Raw genomic sequence first — 17,491 nt, 5'->3', positions numbered from 1 at the left:
GGCCGACGGATCAGGATGAGCCGGACGATTCCCGGCGGGCTCCGCCTGTCTGCGGATCTCGGACCGCTGGAGGAAAGCGGATGCGGCGGTGCACGCGGGCGAGGACGGTCACAGTCCTGACCGTGCCGTCGTCGAACGCGGTCGCAGCAGGCCCCTACTACGCCGACATCCTCCGGTGCGGTGGTCCCCGCCATCAGTAGGTCCCGAACCTCCGTGCCGAACGTGCCGCATACGGTGCGCCGTTCGGCCCGCCGTACTCACCCTGGTCGTCACAGCACCGGGCGGTTCAGGTGTGACCGGCCCGGCGCCACGGTCGCTCCTTCTCCGTATCGACCCTCCACACCGCCCTTCCCAAGGAGCCACTTGCTTCGTATCCACTTCGGCTGGAGCGATCTCGAGAACGTCCGGATCGCGCAACAACCCGACCCCTTATGGGAGTTGATGTGTGCCGTCTGCCGCCTCCAGGCCCGGCAGGGGATCGTCGAGTTCGGTCACTGGCGTCGGGAGACGGTTCAGCGGCTGTCGCGGGACCGGAGGGCCGCACACGCCCTGGGCACCCTGCGCACCGTCATCCCGGCCTCCGGCTACATCCCCGACTTCCTGACGCCCCCCGTCACAGGCGAGTGCCTGGAGGCGGGGCTCGAACAGTTGCGGGCGACGCCCCGTGACCGATTGACCGCGGAACTGACCCGGCTCGCCGCCAACCGGCCGATGCCGGGCTGGATGCGCGGCCCTCACGAACGGGCAAGCCCCTCGCTGAAACTGGTGTCCGACGCACTCCGGGCCTCGTTCCGGGCGTTTCTGGACCCCTACTGGCGGCATGTCCGTTCCGCCGTGGGCGACGACGTGTCAATCCGCACGCGGGCCGTGCTGGACGGCGGCACCGCCGCCCTCCTGGAGGGCCTGCAACCCTACGCCCGCTGGAACCCGCCCTACCTGGACGTCGACTATCCCGTCGACCGCGAACTGCGTCTGGAGGGACGGGGGTTGACACTCGTGCCGTCGTACTTCTGCTGGCGCAGACCTACCGCCCTGGCCGACCCCGCGCTCGATCCGGTGCTCGTCTACCCGGTCAGGAAACAGCCGCTCGACATCGCCCGGGCGGGCGAGGAACGGCTGGACCGACTGCTCGGCCGGACCAGGAGCGCGGTCCTCGTGGACGTGGCGGGGCATCCCGCCCGTACCACCACCGAAGTGGCGCAGGCCCTCGAACTCGCACCGGCCAGTGCGAGCTACCAGATAGGCGTCCTGCGCGGGGCGGGACTCATCGTCAGCAGGCGGGACGGCAAGCACGTCGAGCACACGGCCACGTCACTGGCCCTCAACCTGCTGGCGGGCACGGGCACGACGTTTCGAAGAGCTTCGAAAACATAGCGGCCCGTGCGAGTGCGGGACATCGTCTTCACAGACGTCGAACGACCAGGGGGAATCACATGGGGCGTGCCCTCAAGGCCGCGCTGATCGCACTGTTGGTACTCGGCTGCTGCTCCGTCCTGGCTGCCGGTCACGCATCGGTTCAGCACGTGACGATCAGGGCCCGCTAGCACCGACCCACGTCCCGAAGGACACCGACCGACAACCAATGGGGGAACCAATGAACTTGCGCCGACGCGCGATCACCGTCGTGTTCCTGGCCGCGACCGCCCTGGGCGCCCTCGGCGCGCCCGCCATGGCGGCGCCGATGCCGTGGGAAACGAGCAGGGTCCCGGCCGTCCCGGCCGCGCCAGACGCACAGGACGGCACTGTCACCGTCCAGTGCGGGAATCCCTGCTACCAGTAGGCAAGAAGTCGGGGACGCTCCCAGGCGACGCCCGTTGAGTGTCACCGACACCGATTAGACAGGGCGGTTCGGCCCCACCTGTGTGCCGGGTGGGGCCCCGCTGATGGACAGATGCGATGGCGGACGACGACTCGCAGCAATCCGGGCTGCTCGTGGGGGTTCCGGAGGCAGAGCCCGCGGTACGAGCATGACGTGCCCGACTTGTCGGCCCGTGCCGGCGTCCCGGCTCATGTAACGGGGTGCTCTTACCTCGCCCCTGAACCGGGCGCGCACTTCAGGTGCCTCACCGAGGCGATCGTCGAGCGGTGGCCGGAACACCCACCGTTCGGCAGGCAGTTCGCCGAGGTCGTCACGCATCTGACTGTGGCCCACGACGAGGCGCAGTGGCGACAGAGGGCTTTTCCCGCTGACCCTTGATGCCCGGACCACCGGCCCGGGCATCAGAAGGTTCCTCCCTCGGCAGGCCCAGCCGCCGAGGCCGTACGGCTGAGACGGGCCTGCCCTCAGGGGGCAGGCCTCGAGTCAGACGCCGTTCGAGGTCAGACCCGGTCACCAGTAGTGGCGACGGCCGGCGACCGCGTGCCCCATGGATCCCATGACCCAGAAGACGGCCCCCAGAACGGCCAGGATGATGCCGAGGGTCCACAAGATCGATATGCCGGTGAGGAAACCGACGACAAGCAGAATGATGCCGAGCGCGATCATGTCGTGCCTCCTGGTGTGAGCTGACGTCTTACCTCCCGAATGCCCCGAAGCGGCAACATCACCCCACCCGACGACGGACATCGAGCGGGAGCTTCTCTGGGGCCCGCCCCGAACCTCACCGGCATCGTCATCACCACCAACAACTCGTGCCCCGGCGGCACACCCCGCTGCCGGCACCAGTCCGCCGGCGCCGGAGAGGGTTCGGGCATCTCAAAACCGTGGTCAGCGGCGCATGTTGCGGGGAAAATGTCGACCATGACGTACGAAGGCTCCACCATCGACCCGTCCAAGCCGAGCATCGCCCGCGTGTACGACTACCTGCTGGGCGGCAAGGACAACTACGCCGTGGACCGAGAGATCGGCGACGTGTTCAAGCGCGACCTGCCCGGCTCGGTGGCCATCGCCTTCGCCAACCGCGCGGCCCTGACACGCGCGGTCGGGGAGATCGTGAAGACGACCGGCATCCGGCAGTTCATCGACCTGGGCAGCGGCCTGCCGACCGCCGACAACGTCCACCAGGTCGCGCAGCGGCACGCCCCCGAGGCCCGGGTCGTCTACGTCGACATCGACCCCCAGGTCCTGGTCCACGGCCGTGCGCTGCTGGAGAAGGACGAGCGGACCCGGGTGGTCGCGGTCGACGTCCGCGACCCCGAGGCCGTCCGCACCCACGCCGACACCGTGGACCTGATCGACTTCAGTCGTCCCGTGGCCGTGATGTTCAGCGCCATCCTCCACCACGTCAACGACGACGAGGACCCGGCCGGCATCGTCCGCTACTGGCGCGAGAACGTGCCCTCCGGCAGCTACTTCTTCGTCAGCCACTTCCGCTCCGGCAACAACCCGGAGACGCAGGAGGCCGAGAGGGTCCTCCAGCAGACGTTCGGTCGCGGACGGTGGCGCACCGACGAGGAGATCGCCGCCCTCCTCGACGGCCTGGAGATCCTGGACCCCGGCATCGTCCCCGCTCCCCTGTGGCGTCCGGACCAGGTCGACACCCCCTGGGACGACGGCGGGCAGCGGGAACTCACGGTCTGGGAACACCTCATCGCCGCCGCCCTCGCCCGCAAGCCCTGAGCCGCCGCGGGATCGGTCGAACGACGACGCGCGTCCCACGGCGATGCCCCGGCCCGGGCTCCGCTCCTCGGAAGGAACCGGAGTCCGGGCCGGGTGGTGTTGCTGTCCCTCCGCCTGCGCGTCAGGACAAGGGGATCAGACCCGGGTGAGGCGGACCGCCACCGTCTCGCCGACCGTCACCGGCTTGTCGTAGTCCGGGTCCGTCGCCGTGGCGCGGCCCTCGACCTCGACGTCCCCCTTCTGGAAGGGCACCGAGCCGGTGGGCACCGCCGTACCGGTCCAGGCGACCGGGGCGCCCGGCGTGCAGGACACCGACGTGGAGAACGAACCCCGGATGAGGTCCCGCCTCTTGACCTGCGTGACGTCGCCCGCCACGGTCACCTGCACCGGCTTGTTGCAGCTCACCGTGCCGTGGAAGGTGGCCTTGCCGTTGAGGGAGCTCGCGGTGCCGGCCAGGGCGATGTCGAGGCCGAGGCCGAGTTCGGCCGGAGGTGCCGGGTTCTCGATGTGGACCTCGCCGCGCGCGGCCGGGGTGCCTCCCTCGCAGTGCTGCACGAAGTCGGCGTCCAGCTTCTTCACGTAGCCCTGGGGTCCGAACTCCACCGCGGAGACGGTGAAGGTGCCGGTGAGCTGGTTGCAGCCACGGCCGTTGCCGCTGAGCGACAGGCCCGGCTCGGGTGCGTCGTTGAACGGGTAGCGGGTGGCTCCCGTGTACGTCCCGGGTGTCAGGGCCTTGCCGGACGGCGCCGCGAGGTTCAGGGTCCACCAGTCGCCGTTCGCTCCGTCGACGGAGACGGTGACCACACCGTTGTCCGAGCTGCCGGAGACGTTCATGCGGTCCTGGGACGCCGTTGCGTAGGCGTAGGACCGGCCGCCGCTGATGTAGTCGCCCTCGTCACCGCTGAAGGTGAAGGAACCCTCGGTGACCGGCAGGGCGTGGGCTTCGGTGCCGGAGAGCAGTCCGGTGGTTCCGGTGGCCATGGCCAGCGCCAGTGCGAGGGTGGCGGTGGCCCGGCCCAGGACGCGTCCGGGCATGCTGAGATGCATGGGTGTTCCCCCTGTGAGATGAGTGGATCCCGTCCGCCGACGTGCTGCTTGCACGCGTGTGGTCGCACGCTTGCCCGCGTGTTCTCCCGTCGGCGAGGTGAGTCTGCCAATCAGAGGGGTGTGCGACAACCGTGTTTCAGGTGTGGTGAGTTGATGTTCCAGCCAACCCGTGGGAGCCGCCGATTCGGCGGGAACGTGTCAGGCGTCAGGGTCGACTGCGGGGTGCGTGAACCGCACGGGCCTGCCCAGCGACCGGGCGTAGGCGATCTCGGCTCGGGTGCTGTCACCGATGTAGTCGCCGACCACGAGCACCTCGTCGGCGAGCCGGATCTTCGCCCGGTGCAGATCGGCGAGCTGAACCTTCAGCGCCTCGGCCTCGGCAGGACCGGACCGGAGTGCGTCCGGCGACTTCGTGTCGAAGCCCGGCTTGACGACGATCTTTCCGGCTCTGGTCTCCCGCAGTTCGGCCTCGGTCATCTCGGTCATGAACCGGGTGGAGCCGCAGATCACGACGATACGCGGGAGGCTCAGCAGCTTCTTCGCGTCGGCGAGCTTCTGCTCGGCGCCGAGCAGTCGCGGGTCTGACACTGGGGCCTCCTGGCGGTGTGGTCCAAGGGGTGCCTGCGGACGCGAGAACGAGGGTGACCCGGATCGTGGTGACGAACGACGTGGACTCCCTCGTCACCGCACCCTATGCGAGGACTGAGGACATGCCGAAAGCGCACCCGGGCCGGCGCCGTGGCGGGCTGGACCCGCCGGAAACGGAAAGCCGGACCGGCCGAGTGGTCCCCTTACCCACGCGACCGGCCCGACGTGCTTTGCGGGATTCGCTCAGCAGCCAGTGGCGTTGTAATTCCAGAACGCGGCCCTGGTCTGGGGTCCGGCGATCCCGTCGGGGGTTCCTGCGTTTTCACCGACGGCGTTCAAGAACTTCTGCAGCGCCGTGATCGTGTTGGGCCCGACGACCCCGTCCTCGGCGCCGGCGTTGTAGCCCCAGGCGTTGAGCATCCGCTGGGCCGCCTTCCAGCTGTTGGTGCCGAGCTGCCCGTCCTCGGTGCCGGCGTTGAAGCCCCAGGCGTTCAGGCAGCTCTGCCAGTTCTTGGCCCGGGCCGTGTTCAGGCCGAGGTTGTTCACTGCGAGGACCGAGGCGGGCCGGCTGCTGACCGCAAGCTTGGTGGCCTGCTGCGGAGCCGCCACGCTCACACTCGCACTCGCGAGACCTCCACCGGCAATGCCGACGACCGCGCTCGCGACGACGAGTGTCCTGGTCAGAGAAGTGCGCATTACTTCCTCTTTCCGATCGACTACGAGGATTCGGCGCGACCTCCCTTATCGAGTGTCCGCGCCGCCGCAAGCGTGTCAGGATCGTGCGCGCAAATCTCCCGAAAGCGTGAGCCGCTTTTTCGTATGACCGAGTTCAGGCCATAGCGCAAGCTCCGCCCACCACGGAAAACTTTCCGTCAGAAGATCACCGCTAATTGTGGCCGAAATTCTCGCGTTCTCCAGTTCTTCATGTCGCGAATTCGCCGCCGGGAGGAGCGGGTGATCTTTACCGCGGACGTACGGATGAACGTGTGCGCGGGCGACGGCGTGTCGAAGCCCGGACCGTGTGGGGTCGCGGTTGAGGCTTCGGCTGTGCGGTCGTCGGGCCGTACGACCGGCATCAGGAGGCTGAGACGCATGCTTGTACTGGGTCGCTCACAGGTCGAGGCCCTCCTCGACCCGGACGCGCTGATCGACGCCCTGGCCCTCGCGATGGCCGACCTCAGTACGGGCCGTGCTTCGGTACCCGATCGCGTCGCCGCCCTGGTGCCCGAACGCGACGGGTTCCTGGCGGCCATGCCGGGCTTCCTGCCGTCGGCCGGGGCCCTCATGACCAAGCTCGTGTCGCTCTTCCCGCACAACGACGGCGTCCGGTTGCCCACGCATCAGGCGCTGATCGTGGCGTTCGCCCCGGACACCGGTGAGCCCACCGCCCTGCTGGACGGCACCGCCATCACCGCGGCGCGCACCGGCGCCTGCTCCGCACTGTCGGCGCGACTGCTCGCCCGCGAGGACGCCACGGTGCTGGCGGTGCTGGGCACCGGTGTGCAAGCCCGTTCCCATGCCCGCGCGATCTGCCGGGTCCGGCCGATCCGGCAGATCCGCGTCGCGGGCCGCGATCCGGCGAAGGCGGCCGCCCTGGCGGCGGAGCTGTCGACCGAACTGGAGGGCGAGGTCCGGGCCGTGTCCGGTTACGCCGAGGCGCTCGACGGCGCGGACATCGCCGCGGCGACGACACACTCCGTCGAACCCGTGGTCCGCCGCTCCTGGCTGACCCCCGGGGTGCACATCACGTCCGTGGGGTACAACCCCGCCGGTCGCGAGGTCGACGACGCCACGGTGGCCGAGGCACTGGTGTGCGTCGAATCGCGTCGGGCCGTGCTCGCCCCGCTTCCCGCGGGCAGCAACGACCTGCTCCTGCCGATCCGCGACGGCGTCATCACCGCCGATCACGTGCACGCCGAACTGGGCGAACTCGTCACCGGCAGCAGACCTGGACGCACCGCACCGGACCAGATCACCCTCTACAAGTCGGTCGGCGTGGCAGCACAGGACGCCGTGGCCACGGCTCTGGTCCTCGCCTCCGCCCGCGAGCGGTCCATCGGCGAGGAGACGACACTGCGGTGACCTGCCGACCGGAGGGCCACGCCCGCGTGGCACCCGCCCTGCTCTCTCCGGGCTATCCCAGGTCGAGCATCGCCTCGGTGATCTCGCCGACCGCCGTTCGGGGGATCGCGGTGGCGGCCTCCTCGATGACGAGCAGCCGTGCGCCGGGAATCTCGCGTGCGATCGCCTCGCCGTTGCCGACGGGGAAGAAGCGGTCGTGGCGGCCGTGGACGACGAGCGTGGGGACCTCGATCCCGGGCAGGCGCTCGCGCCAGCGGGGTGCGCAGTCGAGCCTGGCGAAGACCATGCCCGTCTGGTTGGCCATCTGGACCGGGGGTGTGGTGCCGGGCGTGCGGTCCCAGACGCGGGCGGCGGTCGCGCGGGCGGCGACGGGGTCGTCGCCGAGGATCTCCGCGCCGTCGGCGGCGAACTCCGCGACCGCCTCGCGATCGGCCCAATCGGGCTTGGGACGTGCGAACAGGCAGCTCATCGTCACCTGATCGTGCTCCGGGAGGTCGTCGTCGGCCGGGCCAGGGGCGACCGGGCGGGTGCCGACCAGGGTGAGCGCCGAGAAGGCGCCGGGATGGTCGAGCACGGCGACCTGGGCGACCATCCCGCCGACGCCGATCCCCGCGAGGTGCGCGGGCCCGCCGCCGAGCACGTCGGCAAGGGCTGCCGCGTCGGCGGCCAGGTCGCGCAGGGTGTAGGCGGGAGCGGAGGGGTCCGTCGTAGTCGACTCTCCGCTGTCGCGGAGGTCGTAGCGCACGACACGACGTCCGCCGGCCGCGAGGCGCCGGCACAGTGCGTCGGGCCAGGAGAGCATGGTCGTCCCGCCCACGAGCAGGACGAGGGGCCCGTCGTCGTCTCCGAACGACTCGATCCCCAGGGTGACGTCATTGGCGTGGACCGTGGTCATCGGATCACCGGGACACGTCGTAGGTGAGGTGGGTCGCGGTGGAGGTCGGAACGACGCTCCGCTGTACCAGCGTGCGGGGTGCTCCTCCGGTGAACAGTGGTGTTCCCGCGCCCAGCACGACAGGGGCGAGGTGCAGCGTGAGTACGTCGACCAGCCCGGCGTCGAGTGCCGAGCGGATCGTGGCGCCGCCGCCCATGAGGATGACGTCGAGGTCCTGGCCCCTCTCCGAGGACGCCGCCTCGGCCCGCTCGCGCGCGGTGGCGACGGCGTCGGTCAGTCCGGTGGTGACGAACGTCCAGTCGAGCTCGGTCGTCCGCACCGTCTCCGGCGGCGAGCCGGTCACCACGACGAAGGCGGGCTTGCCGACCTCACCGGCGCCGTAGCCCGACGTGTCGTCCCAGCCCTTCGGCCCGTCGACGATGTCGAAGAGGCGACGGCCGAGGACGACGGCACCCGAGCGCGCCGTCCCCTCATGCAGCAAGCGGCGGTCGGCGGGGTCGTCGGAGAACGCCCATGTGTGCAGGGCCTCGCCACCGGCGCCCAGCCCGTCGTCAGGACTGGGGTCGGGCCCGGTGACGAAGCCGTCGAGGGAGACCGAGATGTCAGCGATGATACGAGTCATGCAAGGGCAGACCCGATCCGTCACCTGAACTCATCGTTCGGTGCGAGTACCAGGTCCCCGGCCCGCGGCCCCCGGCCATCGTCCGCGAGTCCGCTGCCGCCTAGAGGGCGTCCCAGACCTTGAACCAGCCGATGTTGTCGTCCGCTCGGGCGCCCACGTTCGGTGTGCCGAACCCGTAGTAATAGACGGCGTTCTGGCCGTCGTTGAGGACGGCCTGCTGACCGTCGCAGTTGTTGTAGGTGATGAACGAGGAGATCGAGTAACGCCACAGGCCGGTGCTCAGGACATAGCCGTCCGCGTCGCAGGGACCGTAGTCCCCGTACACGTCGGTGCTGCCGCCGCCGTACTCGTACCAGGTCATGAGCAGGGTCTGGCCGCTGCGGTCGGCCGTCGTCGTCCTGGTGTCGGAACAGGTCCGGCTCTTCACCCGTGAGGCCTCCTCGCCCGGCTTCACCGGCTCCACGACGACGGTGCAGTACTTGCCAGCGGTTTCTTCTGCTTCAGCGGATGCATGTCTCTCCCGTGGGTGTGCGGCCGGAACCGTTGCTCCGGCGGCACACCCATGGTCCGCGGCGCCTCTCAGGCCACGCCACGCGTTTCGGGCGTGGTCGAATACCGCTGGTCACCTCGCCCGCCAAGGGACCATGCCGTTGACGACGGGGCCTCGGCTTGCTCAGCCGCCGCTCCAGGGGTCCGCCCTGCGAGCCAGTTTCTTCGCGCGGCCGCGGACGTCCGGCGGGAGGCGGTGCAGGACCGTGCGGGCCGCCCGGCGGAGGGGCGGGGCCGAGGTGGTGCGCAGATAGAGGCGGTGCGGGAGCGTGGCCTGGCCCGGTGGGCGCACGGAGAGGCGGAGTTGACCGGCCGAGCCACCCCAGGCCGGGATCACCAGGTGGGGCGGGGTGCCGACTTTCACCGCTCCGAAGCCGAGGCCGAGGCCCGCGCCGAGACCGAGATCAGGCGCGGCAGCGCCCGTTGTGTTGTCGTCGCGTGTGACGCGTGCTCTGCGGCCGACGCCCAGGAGTTGGGCGCTGGCCCACACGATGTGGGTGCCCGGTTCCATGGGGCGGCCGCCGGCCAGGGTGAGGGGGTCGATGGGTGTGTCGCCGGTGAGTACGACCCGGTGGCGGCCCTCGCCGAGTGGCTGGGTGCGCGGGATCAGGTCGGCATCCGGGTACCACCACAGGTTGCGGGCCGTGTCGTGGACAAGGAGTTCGCCGTGGGCGTGGCCCAGGGGGTGCGGGGCCTCCCAGCCCTCGGCGCCCTTGATGCCGGCCAGCAGGTCGGGGTCCAGGAGCATCCGGCCGTAGCGCTCGACCAGGGCGAGGGGCTCACCGTCACCGCGGCGCATGCCGAACGTGGTGGTCACGTGCAGCTTCCCGTCGCGCCAGCGGATGTCGTCGACGGTCAGCTCCGGCCTGATGGTCCGGGTGCGGCGGGCCAGTTCCACCAGGGAGTCCAGATGGCCCTCCTCCAGCAGGTGCGCCCGCAGCCGGGTCAGGGCGGGCAGGCCGCCTCGGACCCCGGGCGGATAGGCCTCCAGCGCCATCCGGCGCACCACGTCGAAGTAACGTTGAAGGTCTTTGCCGGTGCGCTGCAGGGCGCGCGGCTCGCCCACCGGGCGCAGGAGTTCCACGCGGTAGGAGCGGCGCAGCAGATGGTCCTGGAGCGGGCCGGGAGGGGTGTCCTGCTTGATGGCCTCCACGACCGTGCGCAGGTGGCCGTAGTAGTCCTCGGGGGTGCTGGCGCGGCTGCTGGTGTTGCCGCCGTCCTCGCGACGGTTCCAGATGTAGCAGGGATGGTCGGCGACGATGGAGACCGTCTTGGCCCGCACGTACGCCTGGGCCATGAACAGCTGGTCCTCCAGCCGCACCGGGCCCTCGGGAAACCTCAGGTCATGGGCGAGCAGGAAAGCGCGGCGGAACATCTTGTGCGGGGTCAGGCTCTCCATCAACGGCGCGTCCTCGACCGTGCAGCGCTCCACGGTGCGCTTGAAGACATTGCTGGGACCCGCCATGGTGCCGATGACCTTGCCCAGCACGATGTCCGAGCGGTTGCGGTCGGCCATGCGGTGCAGGACCTCCAGGGCCTGAGGGGTCAGCTCATCGTCCTGGTCCACGAACTGGACGTACTCCCCGCGGGCCTCCCGGACCCCGACGTTGCGGGGCTTGCCCGGCCAGCCGGAATTCTCCTGGTGGATCACCCGCACGTGCTTGTGCGTATCGGCCAACTCGTCGAGCCGCTGTGCCGAGTCGTCGGTCGAGCCGTCATCGACGTAGATGATCTCGTACGCGTCCTCCCCCAGGGTCTGGCGTAAGAGTGACGGCGCGCAGATGTCTATGTAACGGCCCGCGTTGTACACGGGCACCACGATGCTCACCTTGAGCATGAACGCTCCCCCTAAACGGAGACAACGCGTCTCCTGTTGTTCTTTGGACGTTCAGACTCTGGCAAAGGTTGTCTAACCCGAAGCAATCAAACGATTGCCTTCAGAAAACGCCTTCCGTCACCCCTCGGCTGGCGGCTCCTGCCCCGAGGCCGGGGTCTGGACCCTGGTGGCGAGGTTCGCCGCCTTCGTCGACGCCGAGGACACCGCCGTGAAAAATACGCCGGATCAGCTCCATCGGAGTGGGGACGACAACGGCTCGCTGCTGGGAGAGTTGGGGAAGCGCGGCCGCCGCCCTGGGTCGGCGATGGGTGACGGCCGCTGAGCGCGAGCGCTTGCGTACTCCCCTGGCGCAAGACCTCGCGCGGGATCGCCCTTGCGGCCCGGGACGCGCGGGAGTTCGCCCCGGCTCGAGTTGCCGCGAGGACGAGGGCCGGAGCCTGCGGATCGTTCAGAGCGAAAGGCGGGCTCCGGCCCGGCGTGCGATGGCTGCTCCTTCGGACGCCCAGGGCGCCGTGAACAGCCGGCCCGCCGCTCTGCCGGACGGGCAGCCGGTGTCAGTGCCGCATCTTAAAGTGTGCAAGCGACCCTGCAATAGGGCACGTTCCGGCCTGGGCGAAATGGAATATGCGGGCTCGTGACGGCTGTGACCTTGGTTTCGCCGGCTGGTGTTCGATGCCTTGCCTCCAGCCCACTCCGTATAGGTGCTTACCGCTGGGCCTATCCAGGACCCGGGTGCCTCAGACCCCGTGTATCGAGGGCCACGGCCGTGGCACGGATAGCCTGCGTCAATGGAACGGTTTCAGCGGGCGGCCGGCGTGATCGTCGGCTCAGCGGTGGGTGACGCCCTGGGTGGCCCCTTCGAGTTCGGTCCCCAGGGAGCGTTCACCGCGCGTTTTCCCGTGCCTGGTGCCGGTGACGAGATGTGCGGAGGCGGGGGCTGGGACCCCGGCGAGGCGACGGACGACACCCAGATGGCCATCCTGGTCGCGGAGTCGCTGCTGGAGCGCGGCGGACTGGACCTGCCGGACGTCTTCGCCCGCTTCCAACGGTGGGCAGCGGCGGAACCGAAGGACATCGGCTTGCAGACCGAAGACGTCCTGACCAACGGGATGCCCTGGGACCTCGCCGCCGCGATCCATTTCCAGGTCAATCAACGCGCAGCGGGAAACGGCTCCTTGATGCGGGCGTCGACCTCCGCTGTCCACTTCGCTGCCGCCGGCCAGGAAGCCACCATGGACGCGGCCCGCAGGATCGCCGCCCTGACCCACGGTGACCGTGCGGCTTGGGAAGGCACGGCGATCTTCCACGAACTCATCCGCGTCACGTTCGAGGACACCGACCCGCTCGCGGCGCTCCCGGACATCCTGGATCGTGTGCACCCCGACCACCGCGGCCGTTACGCCACCGTTCTCGCCCCCGACTGGCACCCCGACCGAGCGACCGAGTTCAACGGCGCCGTCTGGCCCTGCCTGGGCTCCGCCGTCTGGGCCCTGCGCACCACCAACGGCTTCGAAGAGGCGATACGCGCGGCGATCGACCTCGGTGGTGACACGGACACGGTCGCCGCGGTCACCGGAGGCCTCGCGGGGGCGTACTACGGGCTGGACGCGATTCCCGCCCGCTGGACCGAACCTCTCCATGTCCCCCTTCCCGGATTCGACGGACGCGTGCTGCACGTGGCGGATCTGCTCCGCCTTGCACGCGGCCTCGGAGGCTGAAGCGGGTGCTGCCCCGCAGCGGCCCCATCCGGATGCATCGGCACCTGCTTCTCCGGCTGCCGTGAGCGCGGGCAGTCGGCTCTCACCGACGTCAACTGAACCCGCCCAGCCATCCCTTGGCAGAGCGTGACAGCGTGCCGCCATCTCAGGCGGTCGTTACCGAAAAACTCCCGGAGGTCCGTGTCGAGAGCTGGCGAAGGGGGCCGCACCCGTGGCGTCCGGGCGGCATCACTCCGTCGACTCCAGAATGCGGTCGAGGGTCCGGCGCCCCATCCTGCTCATCGTCGGATTGCTCTCGACGTAGTACCAGACCAGGCCCATCGCCTGTTCGAACGCCCACGCCTTGCCGCGCTCCCACTCCAGGTCGTCGCAGCCCAGTGCTTGCCGGAGCACTCGCCGTGGGCCCGGCCGCAGCAGGTGCCAGGCGCTGACCAGGTCCAGCGCGGGGTCGGCGGGGCCGAAGCCGCCGGTGTCGAGGACGCCGCTGAGCCGGTCTCCCGCGACCAGTATGTTGCCGGGGATCAAGTCACCATGGCTCATCACATCGGCATCCCTGCGCGGCAACTCCCTGAAGCGGCTCCACACCTCGCGCAGCCGGGGCACGTCGAGCAGTCCCTTGCTCTCCTCGAAGCACCTCGCCATCCAGTCGTCGTGGTCGGTGAGAACACCGCCACGATTGTCACCACTGAACCGCCGCCCCCGTGTGTCGGCGCCCCGCAGGGCCGCGATGAAGGACGCGAGGTCCTCGGCGAAGGCGTCCGACGCACTGGGGTCGGCGTCGGAGGCGACCGTTCCCGGCAGCCATGTCTGGACCGACCAGGGCATGGGGTAGTCCGCTCCCGGCTTCCCCAAGGCGACGGGTTCCGGGACGGGGAACCGGGACACCTGTGCCAACTCCGCGCTCGCCCGGGCTTCCTGTTCCAGAACCGCCAGGGCCTCGGCCGGATCCGCCGGACGAAGAGGGAAGCGCGCCGAAAGGTCGTCTCCTATGCGGAAGATGGCGTTGACCGTCCCGGTCGACGACTGGGGGCGGATCGCCTTGTCGCTCCACTGGGGGAACTGTTCCTGGATCAAGGCCGCGACGATGTCGGTGGTCACGTCCACCTGGTCGTCGTGCATGGTCATTCTCGCCGCCCTCATCCTGGTCCGTCCGAAACGCCGGGAACAGATCCGATCAACTGTGACGACAGCCAGTATTCATACGGCCAGGACCGGATCAACCGAGATTCACGGCCGCTCGGAGCGGCGACGCGCAAAGCCCTGCCGGCCCGACACGGATTTCCGCGCGGGCGTCAGCGAAGGGCGAGCAGTCCGGTCGCGGCGACGTGCAGGATGCGTCCGAGCCGGGCGGCGAAGTCGACCTTCGTGGGGGCGAGTTCGGGGTCCCGCTGGGCTTCGCTGACGGCCGGCGAGGGGTGGGCGAACGGCCAGAGCCCGGCTGTGTAGACGACGGTCAGGGAGACCAGTTCGCGGGCCGCCTCGGGGGTGAGCCCTGTGATGCGGCCGCGCAGCAGTTCGGCCAGGTCGGCCAGGAGCCGGACGTTGACGAGCTTGAACTCGCGGACCGACTCGGCGGAGATGTTCCGTTCCAGTTCGGTTCCCAGCGCGCTGAGCAGGGCGCAGAGCAGCGACCTGCGCGCCAGGGACCGGGCCAGGGCGCCGGCCACGGCCTCGACCTCTGCCTCTGTCTCGACCTCGACCTCCGTCTCGGTCTCGGGCCAGTCGGCTCCCTCCGGCCCGGCGGGCGGGAGTTCGGCGGGCAGTTCCCCAATCCACTGCGCGAGGGACCGGTTGAGGAGTTCGAAGAAGACCGCTTCCCGGGTCTCGAAGTACCGCACGACGTTGCTCTTCGACAGTCCGACCCGACGGCTCAGCTCCCGCAGGCTGATCTCGGCGACCGGCAGCTCGGTCAGCAACTGGGTCGCCGCGTCGAGGATGGCCTGCCGTCGCATCTCGCGCTGTTCGGCGCTGCGCGCACGCTGGAACTGCGTCGGCCGTTCGTCTGTCATCGTCGCTTCCCCGGAAGTCCCTTTCGCGGCCGGCACCCGGCGCCGCCTGCGGCAACCCTAAAGCCCCGGGCTCGCGTGCCGGGTCCGGGGCCGGGACCGCGGGGCCGCGTGTCAGGCGGCCCCGCTGACCGCGCGCCACCGGGCGTCCTCCGCGGCGAGCCGGTCGGCCATACCCTGCGCCACGGCGACGGCGTCCTTGCCGAGCAGCAGTCGCAGCGGGGGTTCCTCGGCCTCCACGACGTCCAGCAGGATGCGGGAGATGCGGTCCGGGTGGCCGGGCTGCCTGCCGTCCGCGTCGCGGATGGCGGCGATGGCGCCGCCCACGACCTCCTCGTACGGCGCGCTGACCGGCGGGGTGGCCATGGAGGAGCCGGCCCAGTCGGTGCGCATGCCACCCGGTTTGGCGACGGTGACCTTGATGCCGAGGGGAGCCACTTCCTTGGCCAGGACCTCGGAGAAGCCGCCGACCGCCCACTTCGCCGCCTGGTAGGCACCCAGACCCGGGACGCCGACCCGGCCGCCGACGGAGGAGATCTGGATGATGTGCCCGGCGCCCTGCTCGCGCAGCACGGGCAGGGCCGCCCTGGAGACGTTCACGACGCCGAAGAGGTTGGCCTCGATCTGGTCCCTGAAGGCCTGCTCGGACATGTCCTCGATGGCGGCCATGTCGGCGTACCCGGCGTTGTTCACGACGACGTCCAGTCGCCCGAACGCCTCGACCGCGGCCTGTACGGCCCTGCGGGCGGCGGCGGGGTCGGTGACGTCCAGGGTCACCAGGCGGACCCGGTCGCCGTACGTGGTGGCGAGGTCCTTCAGGGCTTCGGTGCGCCGGGCGGTGGCGACCAGGTTGTGGCCTGCCTCCAGGACGGCCTCGGCGAGGGCGCGGCCCAGTCCGCGGGAGCTTCCGGTGATCAGCCAGGTCTTGTTCATGGGGTTGTCTCTGTCTCTCATGGGCGCTGCACACGTGTGCACACGCCGGATTCGACCAGGGCACACACTTTTAAGAGGCCACTGGAACCTTATGATTCGACAATAAGAGACCGGCGGCCTCTTGTCGACTTGCGGAAGCCTGCGGTAAGGAGGGTCACGTCGCGCAGCAGTCCGCAAAAGTAACCATCTTGACAGGTGACGCAACGCCATGGGAATCTCGCGTCACCATTCAGAACGGTTACTTCTCGGTGAGGACATCCCATGGCAGTCGTACGCTTCCACCTCGTCTCCCAGCTCGGCCCCAAGGACGTGCTGGGCGTGCTCACCGACTTCGGTCCCTCCCGCGCCCAGGCCTGGCCCACCATCGACGCCGAGCACTTCGAGGTCCACGACCTGGGTGACACCTGGGCCGAGGTCACCGAGGGGACCGCGGCCGCCTGGGAGCGGGCGCGCTACGACTGGGAGCCCGCCGGCGACACGGTCACCGTCACCACGCTGGACTCCAAGCTCTTCGGCGCCGGCGGCGGCTGGGTGTTCAGGATGACCCCCGAAGGCGACGGCACCCGGGTCGACGTCGAACTGACGCGGGAGCCGAGCACGGTCAAGGGCAAGATGCTCGCCTCGCTGCTGCCCTTGGCCTCCGGGTCGCTGCGCAAGTCCTTCGCGGGGCCGCTCCGGGCGAAGTGACCCGTCAACACATGCGGGAGGGGCCGACAGCCTGTGCTGTCGGCCCCTCCCGCATGTGTTCCCGGCCGTGGCCCAGCCGGTCACTTGTCGAGGTGTGCGGTGAAGTAGTCGGTGAGCTTCTCGACGGCCTGGTCGATGTACTCGCGCTTGTCGTAGAGGTCGACGTGGCTGGCCCCGGGGATGCGGTGGAGCTCCTTGGGTCCGGTGCCCGCCTGGTGGGCCTCGATCGCCATCCATGCGGTCACCGCGCGCTCGCCGATGATCTGCAGCATGGGTCGGGGGCCGATGAGGGGGACGGCACGGAAGACGTCGCTGGAGGCCATCTTGTCGACACTGTCCCACGTGAGGAACTTCGCGGAGCGCTCGTGGTAGCCACGGGGGCCGCAGTAGTACTCCCAGCCCTCGATGCCGTGCTCGCCGCCCAGGGCGCCCGCCTCCTCGGCGGTGTCGGGGAACATCGTCAGCACGCCCGGGTCCTCGCCGCGGGCCGCGCGGGTGCGGGCCTGGGCGGCGGCGTCCAGCAGGGCCTGGAAGACGGCCGGGTCCTGGGAGCCGTCGGCGCCGAAGCGGAACTGGCGGGCGGGCTCGGCGGTGCAGACCGTGGCGACCGCCTTGACACGGTGGTCGCCGCCGGTGGCGGCCAGCGAGTAGCCGCCGGAGGCGCAGATGCCGAGCAGACCGATGCGCTCGGCATCCACCTCCTCCCGGGTGGTGAGGTAGGAGACGGCGGCCTTGAAGTCCTCGATGCGCTGGGCGGGGTCCTCGAGGCCGCGGGGCAGACCGCCGGACTCGCCCTGGTAGGCGGCGTCGAAGGCGAGGGCGACGAATCCGCGCTCGGCCATCAGCGCCGCGTAGGTGCCGGAGGTCTGTTCCTTGACCCCGGTCCCGGGATGTCCGACCACCAGCGCGGGACGGGGGCCGGTGGCCGGGGTGTCGGGGGTGTGGAGGTGGGCGGCGATCTCGATGCC

At 70.0% G+C, this 17,491-nt stretch carries 18 protein-coding genes; 6 read left to right on the top strand and 12 right to left on the bottom strand.

From position 1 onward, the window contains the following. Positions 1 to 363: 363 nt before the first annotated feature. Both AOJ26_RS04785 and AOJ26_RS04780 read left to right on the top strand, forming a co-directional pair. Positions 364 to 1,374, top strand: a complete 1,011-nt coding sequence (locus AOJ26_RS04785; protein WP_063790225.1) for an ArsR/SmtB family transcription factor — start codon at positions 364 to 366, stop codon at positions 1,372 to 1,374. 220 nt (positions 1,375 to 1,594) lie between these two features. Next, positions 1,595 to 1,780, top strand: a complete 186-nt coding sequence (locus AOJ26_RS04780) for a hypothetical protein (RefSeq protein ID WP_053846895.1) — start codon at positions 1,595 to 1,597, stop codon at positions 1,778 to 1,780. A gap of 549 nt (positions 1,781 to 2,329) precedes the next feature. Here the strand turns inward: AOJ26_RS04780 and AOJ26_RS43755 are convergent. Further along, positions 2,330 to 2,485, bottom strand: a complete 156-nt coding sequence (locus AOJ26_RS43755; RefSeq protein WP_086724005.1) for a DUF6131 family protein — start codon at positions 2,483 to 2,485, stop codon at positions 2,330 to 2,332. 255 nt (positions 2,486 to 2,740) lie between these two features. Between AOJ26_RS43755 and AOJ26_RS04770 the strand changes: the two genes are divergently transcribed. After that, on the top strand, positions 2,741 to 3,559 hold the full coding sequence (locus AOJ26_RS04770) for an SAM-dependent methyltransferase (protein WP_053846893.1): 819 nt from the start codon (positions 2,741 to 2,743) through the stop codon (positions 3,557 to 3,559). A gap of 135 nt (positions 3,560 to 3,694) precedes the next feature. On the opposite strand, the gene AOJ26_RS04765 is transcribed toward AOJ26_RS04770, so the two are convergent. From AOJ26_RS04765 to AOJ26_RS04755, 3 genes are all read right to left on the bottom strand, one after another. Continuing rightward, a complete protein-coding gene (locus tag AOJ26_RS04765) occupies positions 3,695 to 4,606 on the bottom strand; it encodes a hypothetical protein (protein ID WP_053846892.1) in 912 nt (303 codons plus the stop codon). Between the two features lie 198 nt (positions 4,607 to 4,804). Beyond that, entirely contained in the window at positions 4,805 to 5,194 is a 390-nt protein-coding gene (locus AOJ26_RS04760; protein WP_053846891.1) for a hypothetical protein, read from the bottom strand. 243 nt (positions 5,195 to 5,437) lie between these two features. After that, positions 5,438 to 5,890, bottom strand: coding sequence for a peptidoglycan-binding domain-containing protein (locus AOJ26_RS04755; RefSeq protein ID WP_053846890.1), 453 nt, complete (start codon positions 5,888 to 5,890; stop codon positions 5,438 to 5,440). A 396-nt stretch (positions 5,891 to 6,286) separates the two neighbouring features. On the opposite strand from AOJ26_RS04755, the gene AOJ26_RS04750 reads away from it, so the two are divergent. Next, positions 6,287 to 7,276, top strand: coding sequence for an ornithine cyclodeaminase family protein (locus AOJ26_RS04750; protein ID WP_053846889.1), 990 nt, complete (start codon positions 6,287 to 6,289; stop codon positions 7,274 to 7,276). A 52-nt stretch (positions 7,277 to 7,328) separates the two neighbouring features. Here the strand turns inward: AOJ26_RS04750 and AOJ26_RS04745 are convergent, their stop codons facing one another. The 4 genes from AOJ26_RS04745 to AOJ26_RS04730 all read right to left on the bottom strand — a co-directional run bounded on the left by AOJ26_RS04745 (position 7,329) and on the right by AOJ26_RS04730 (position 11,179). Then, on the bottom strand, positions 7,329 to 8,171 hold the full coding sequence (locus AOJ26_RS04745; RefSeq protein ID WP_053846888.1) for an alpha/beta fold hydrolase: 843 nt from the start codon (positions 8,169 to 8,171) through the stop codon (positions 7,329 to 7,331). A 4-nt stretch (positions 8,172 to 8,175) separates the two neighbouring features. Then, on the bottom strand, positions 8,176 to 8,793 hold the full coding sequence (locus AOJ26_RS04740) for a dihydrofolate reductase family protein (protein ID WP_053846887.1): 618 nt from the start codon (positions 8,791 to 8,793) through the stop codon (positions 8,176 to 8,178). A 100-nt stretch (positions 8,794 to 8,893) separates the two neighbouring features. Beyond that, positions 8,894 to 9,220, bottom strand: coding sequence for a hypothetical protein (locus tag AOJ26_RS04735; RefSeq protein ID WP_143663517.1), 327 nt, complete (start codon positions 9,218 to 9,220; stop codon positions 8,894 to 8,896). A 246-nt stretch (positions 9,221 to 9,466) separates the two neighbouring features. Beyond that, positions 9,467 to 11,179, bottom strand: a complete 1,713-nt coding sequence (locus AOJ26_RS04730) for a glycosyltransferase (protein WP_053846885.1) — start codon at positions 11,177 to 11,179, stop codon at positions 9,467 to 9,469. Between the two features lie 788 nt (positions 11,180 to 11,967). Between AOJ26_RS04730 and AOJ26_RS04725 the strand changes: the two genes are divergently transcribed. Further along, positions 11,968 to 12,897 carry an ADP-ribosylglycohydrolase family protein gene (locus AOJ26_RS04725; RefSeq protein ID WP_053846884.1) on the top strand — a complete coding sequence of 310 codons (930 nt, stop codon included), beginning with the start codon at positions 11,968 to 11,970 and terminating at the stop codon, positions 12,895 to 12,897. Between the two features lie 228 nt (positions 12,898 to 13,125). On the opposite strand, the gene AOJ26_RS04720 is transcribed toward AOJ26_RS04725, so the two are convergent. The 3 genes from AOJ26_RS04720 to AOJ26_RS04710 all read right to left on the bottom strand — a co-directional run bounded on the left by AOJ26_RS04720 (position 13,126) and on the right by AOJ26_RS04710 (position 15,836). After that, a complete protein-coding gene (locus AOJ26_RS04720; RefSeq protein WP_053846883.1) occupies positions 13,126 to 14,022 on the bottom strand; it encodes an aminoglycoside phosphotransferase family protein in 897 nt (298 codons plus the stop codon). Positions 14,023 to 14,189: 167 nt separating this feature from the next. Further along, entirely contained in the window at positions 14,190 to 14,906 is a 717-nt protein-coding gene (locus tag AOJ26_RS04715) for a TetR family transcriptional regulator (RefSeq protein WP_053846882.1), read from the bottom strand. A 111-nt stretch (positions 14,907 to 15,017) separates the two neighbouring features. Further along, complete coding sequence (locus tag AOJ26_RS04710; protein ID WP_053846881.1) at positions 15,018 to 15,836, bottom strand: oxidoreductase; 819 nt, start codon at positions 15,834 to 15,836, stop codon at positions 15,018 to 15,020. 261 nt (positions 15,837 to 16,097) lie between these two features. Here AOJ26_RS04710 and AOJ26_RS04705 point away from each other — a divergent pair, with 261 nt between their 5' ends. Further along, the gene (locus tag AOJ26_RS04705) at positions 16,098 to 16,523 is read left to right on the top strand and encodes a hypothetical protein (RefSeq protein WP_053846880.1); all 426 of its coding nucleotides are present in this window, start codon (positions 16,098 to 16,100) and stop codon (positions 16,521 to 16,523) included. An 80-nt stretch (positions 16,524 to 16,603) separates the two neighbouring features. Here AOJ26_RS04705 and AOJ26_RS04700 read toward each other — a convergent pair. Next, positions 16,604 to 17,491 (bottom strand): alpha/beta hydrolase (locus tag AOJ26_RS04700; protein WP_063790224.1); only part of this gene is annotated, 888 nt, incomplete at its 5' end.

The sequence above is a fragment of the Streptomyces sp. NRRL B-24085 genome (assembly GCF_001282115.1).
Classification (GTDB): Bacteria; Actinomycetota; Actinomycetes; order Streptomycetales; family Streptomycetaceae; genus Streptomyces.
This window is presented reverse-complemented; position numbering and strand designations above follow the sequence as displayed.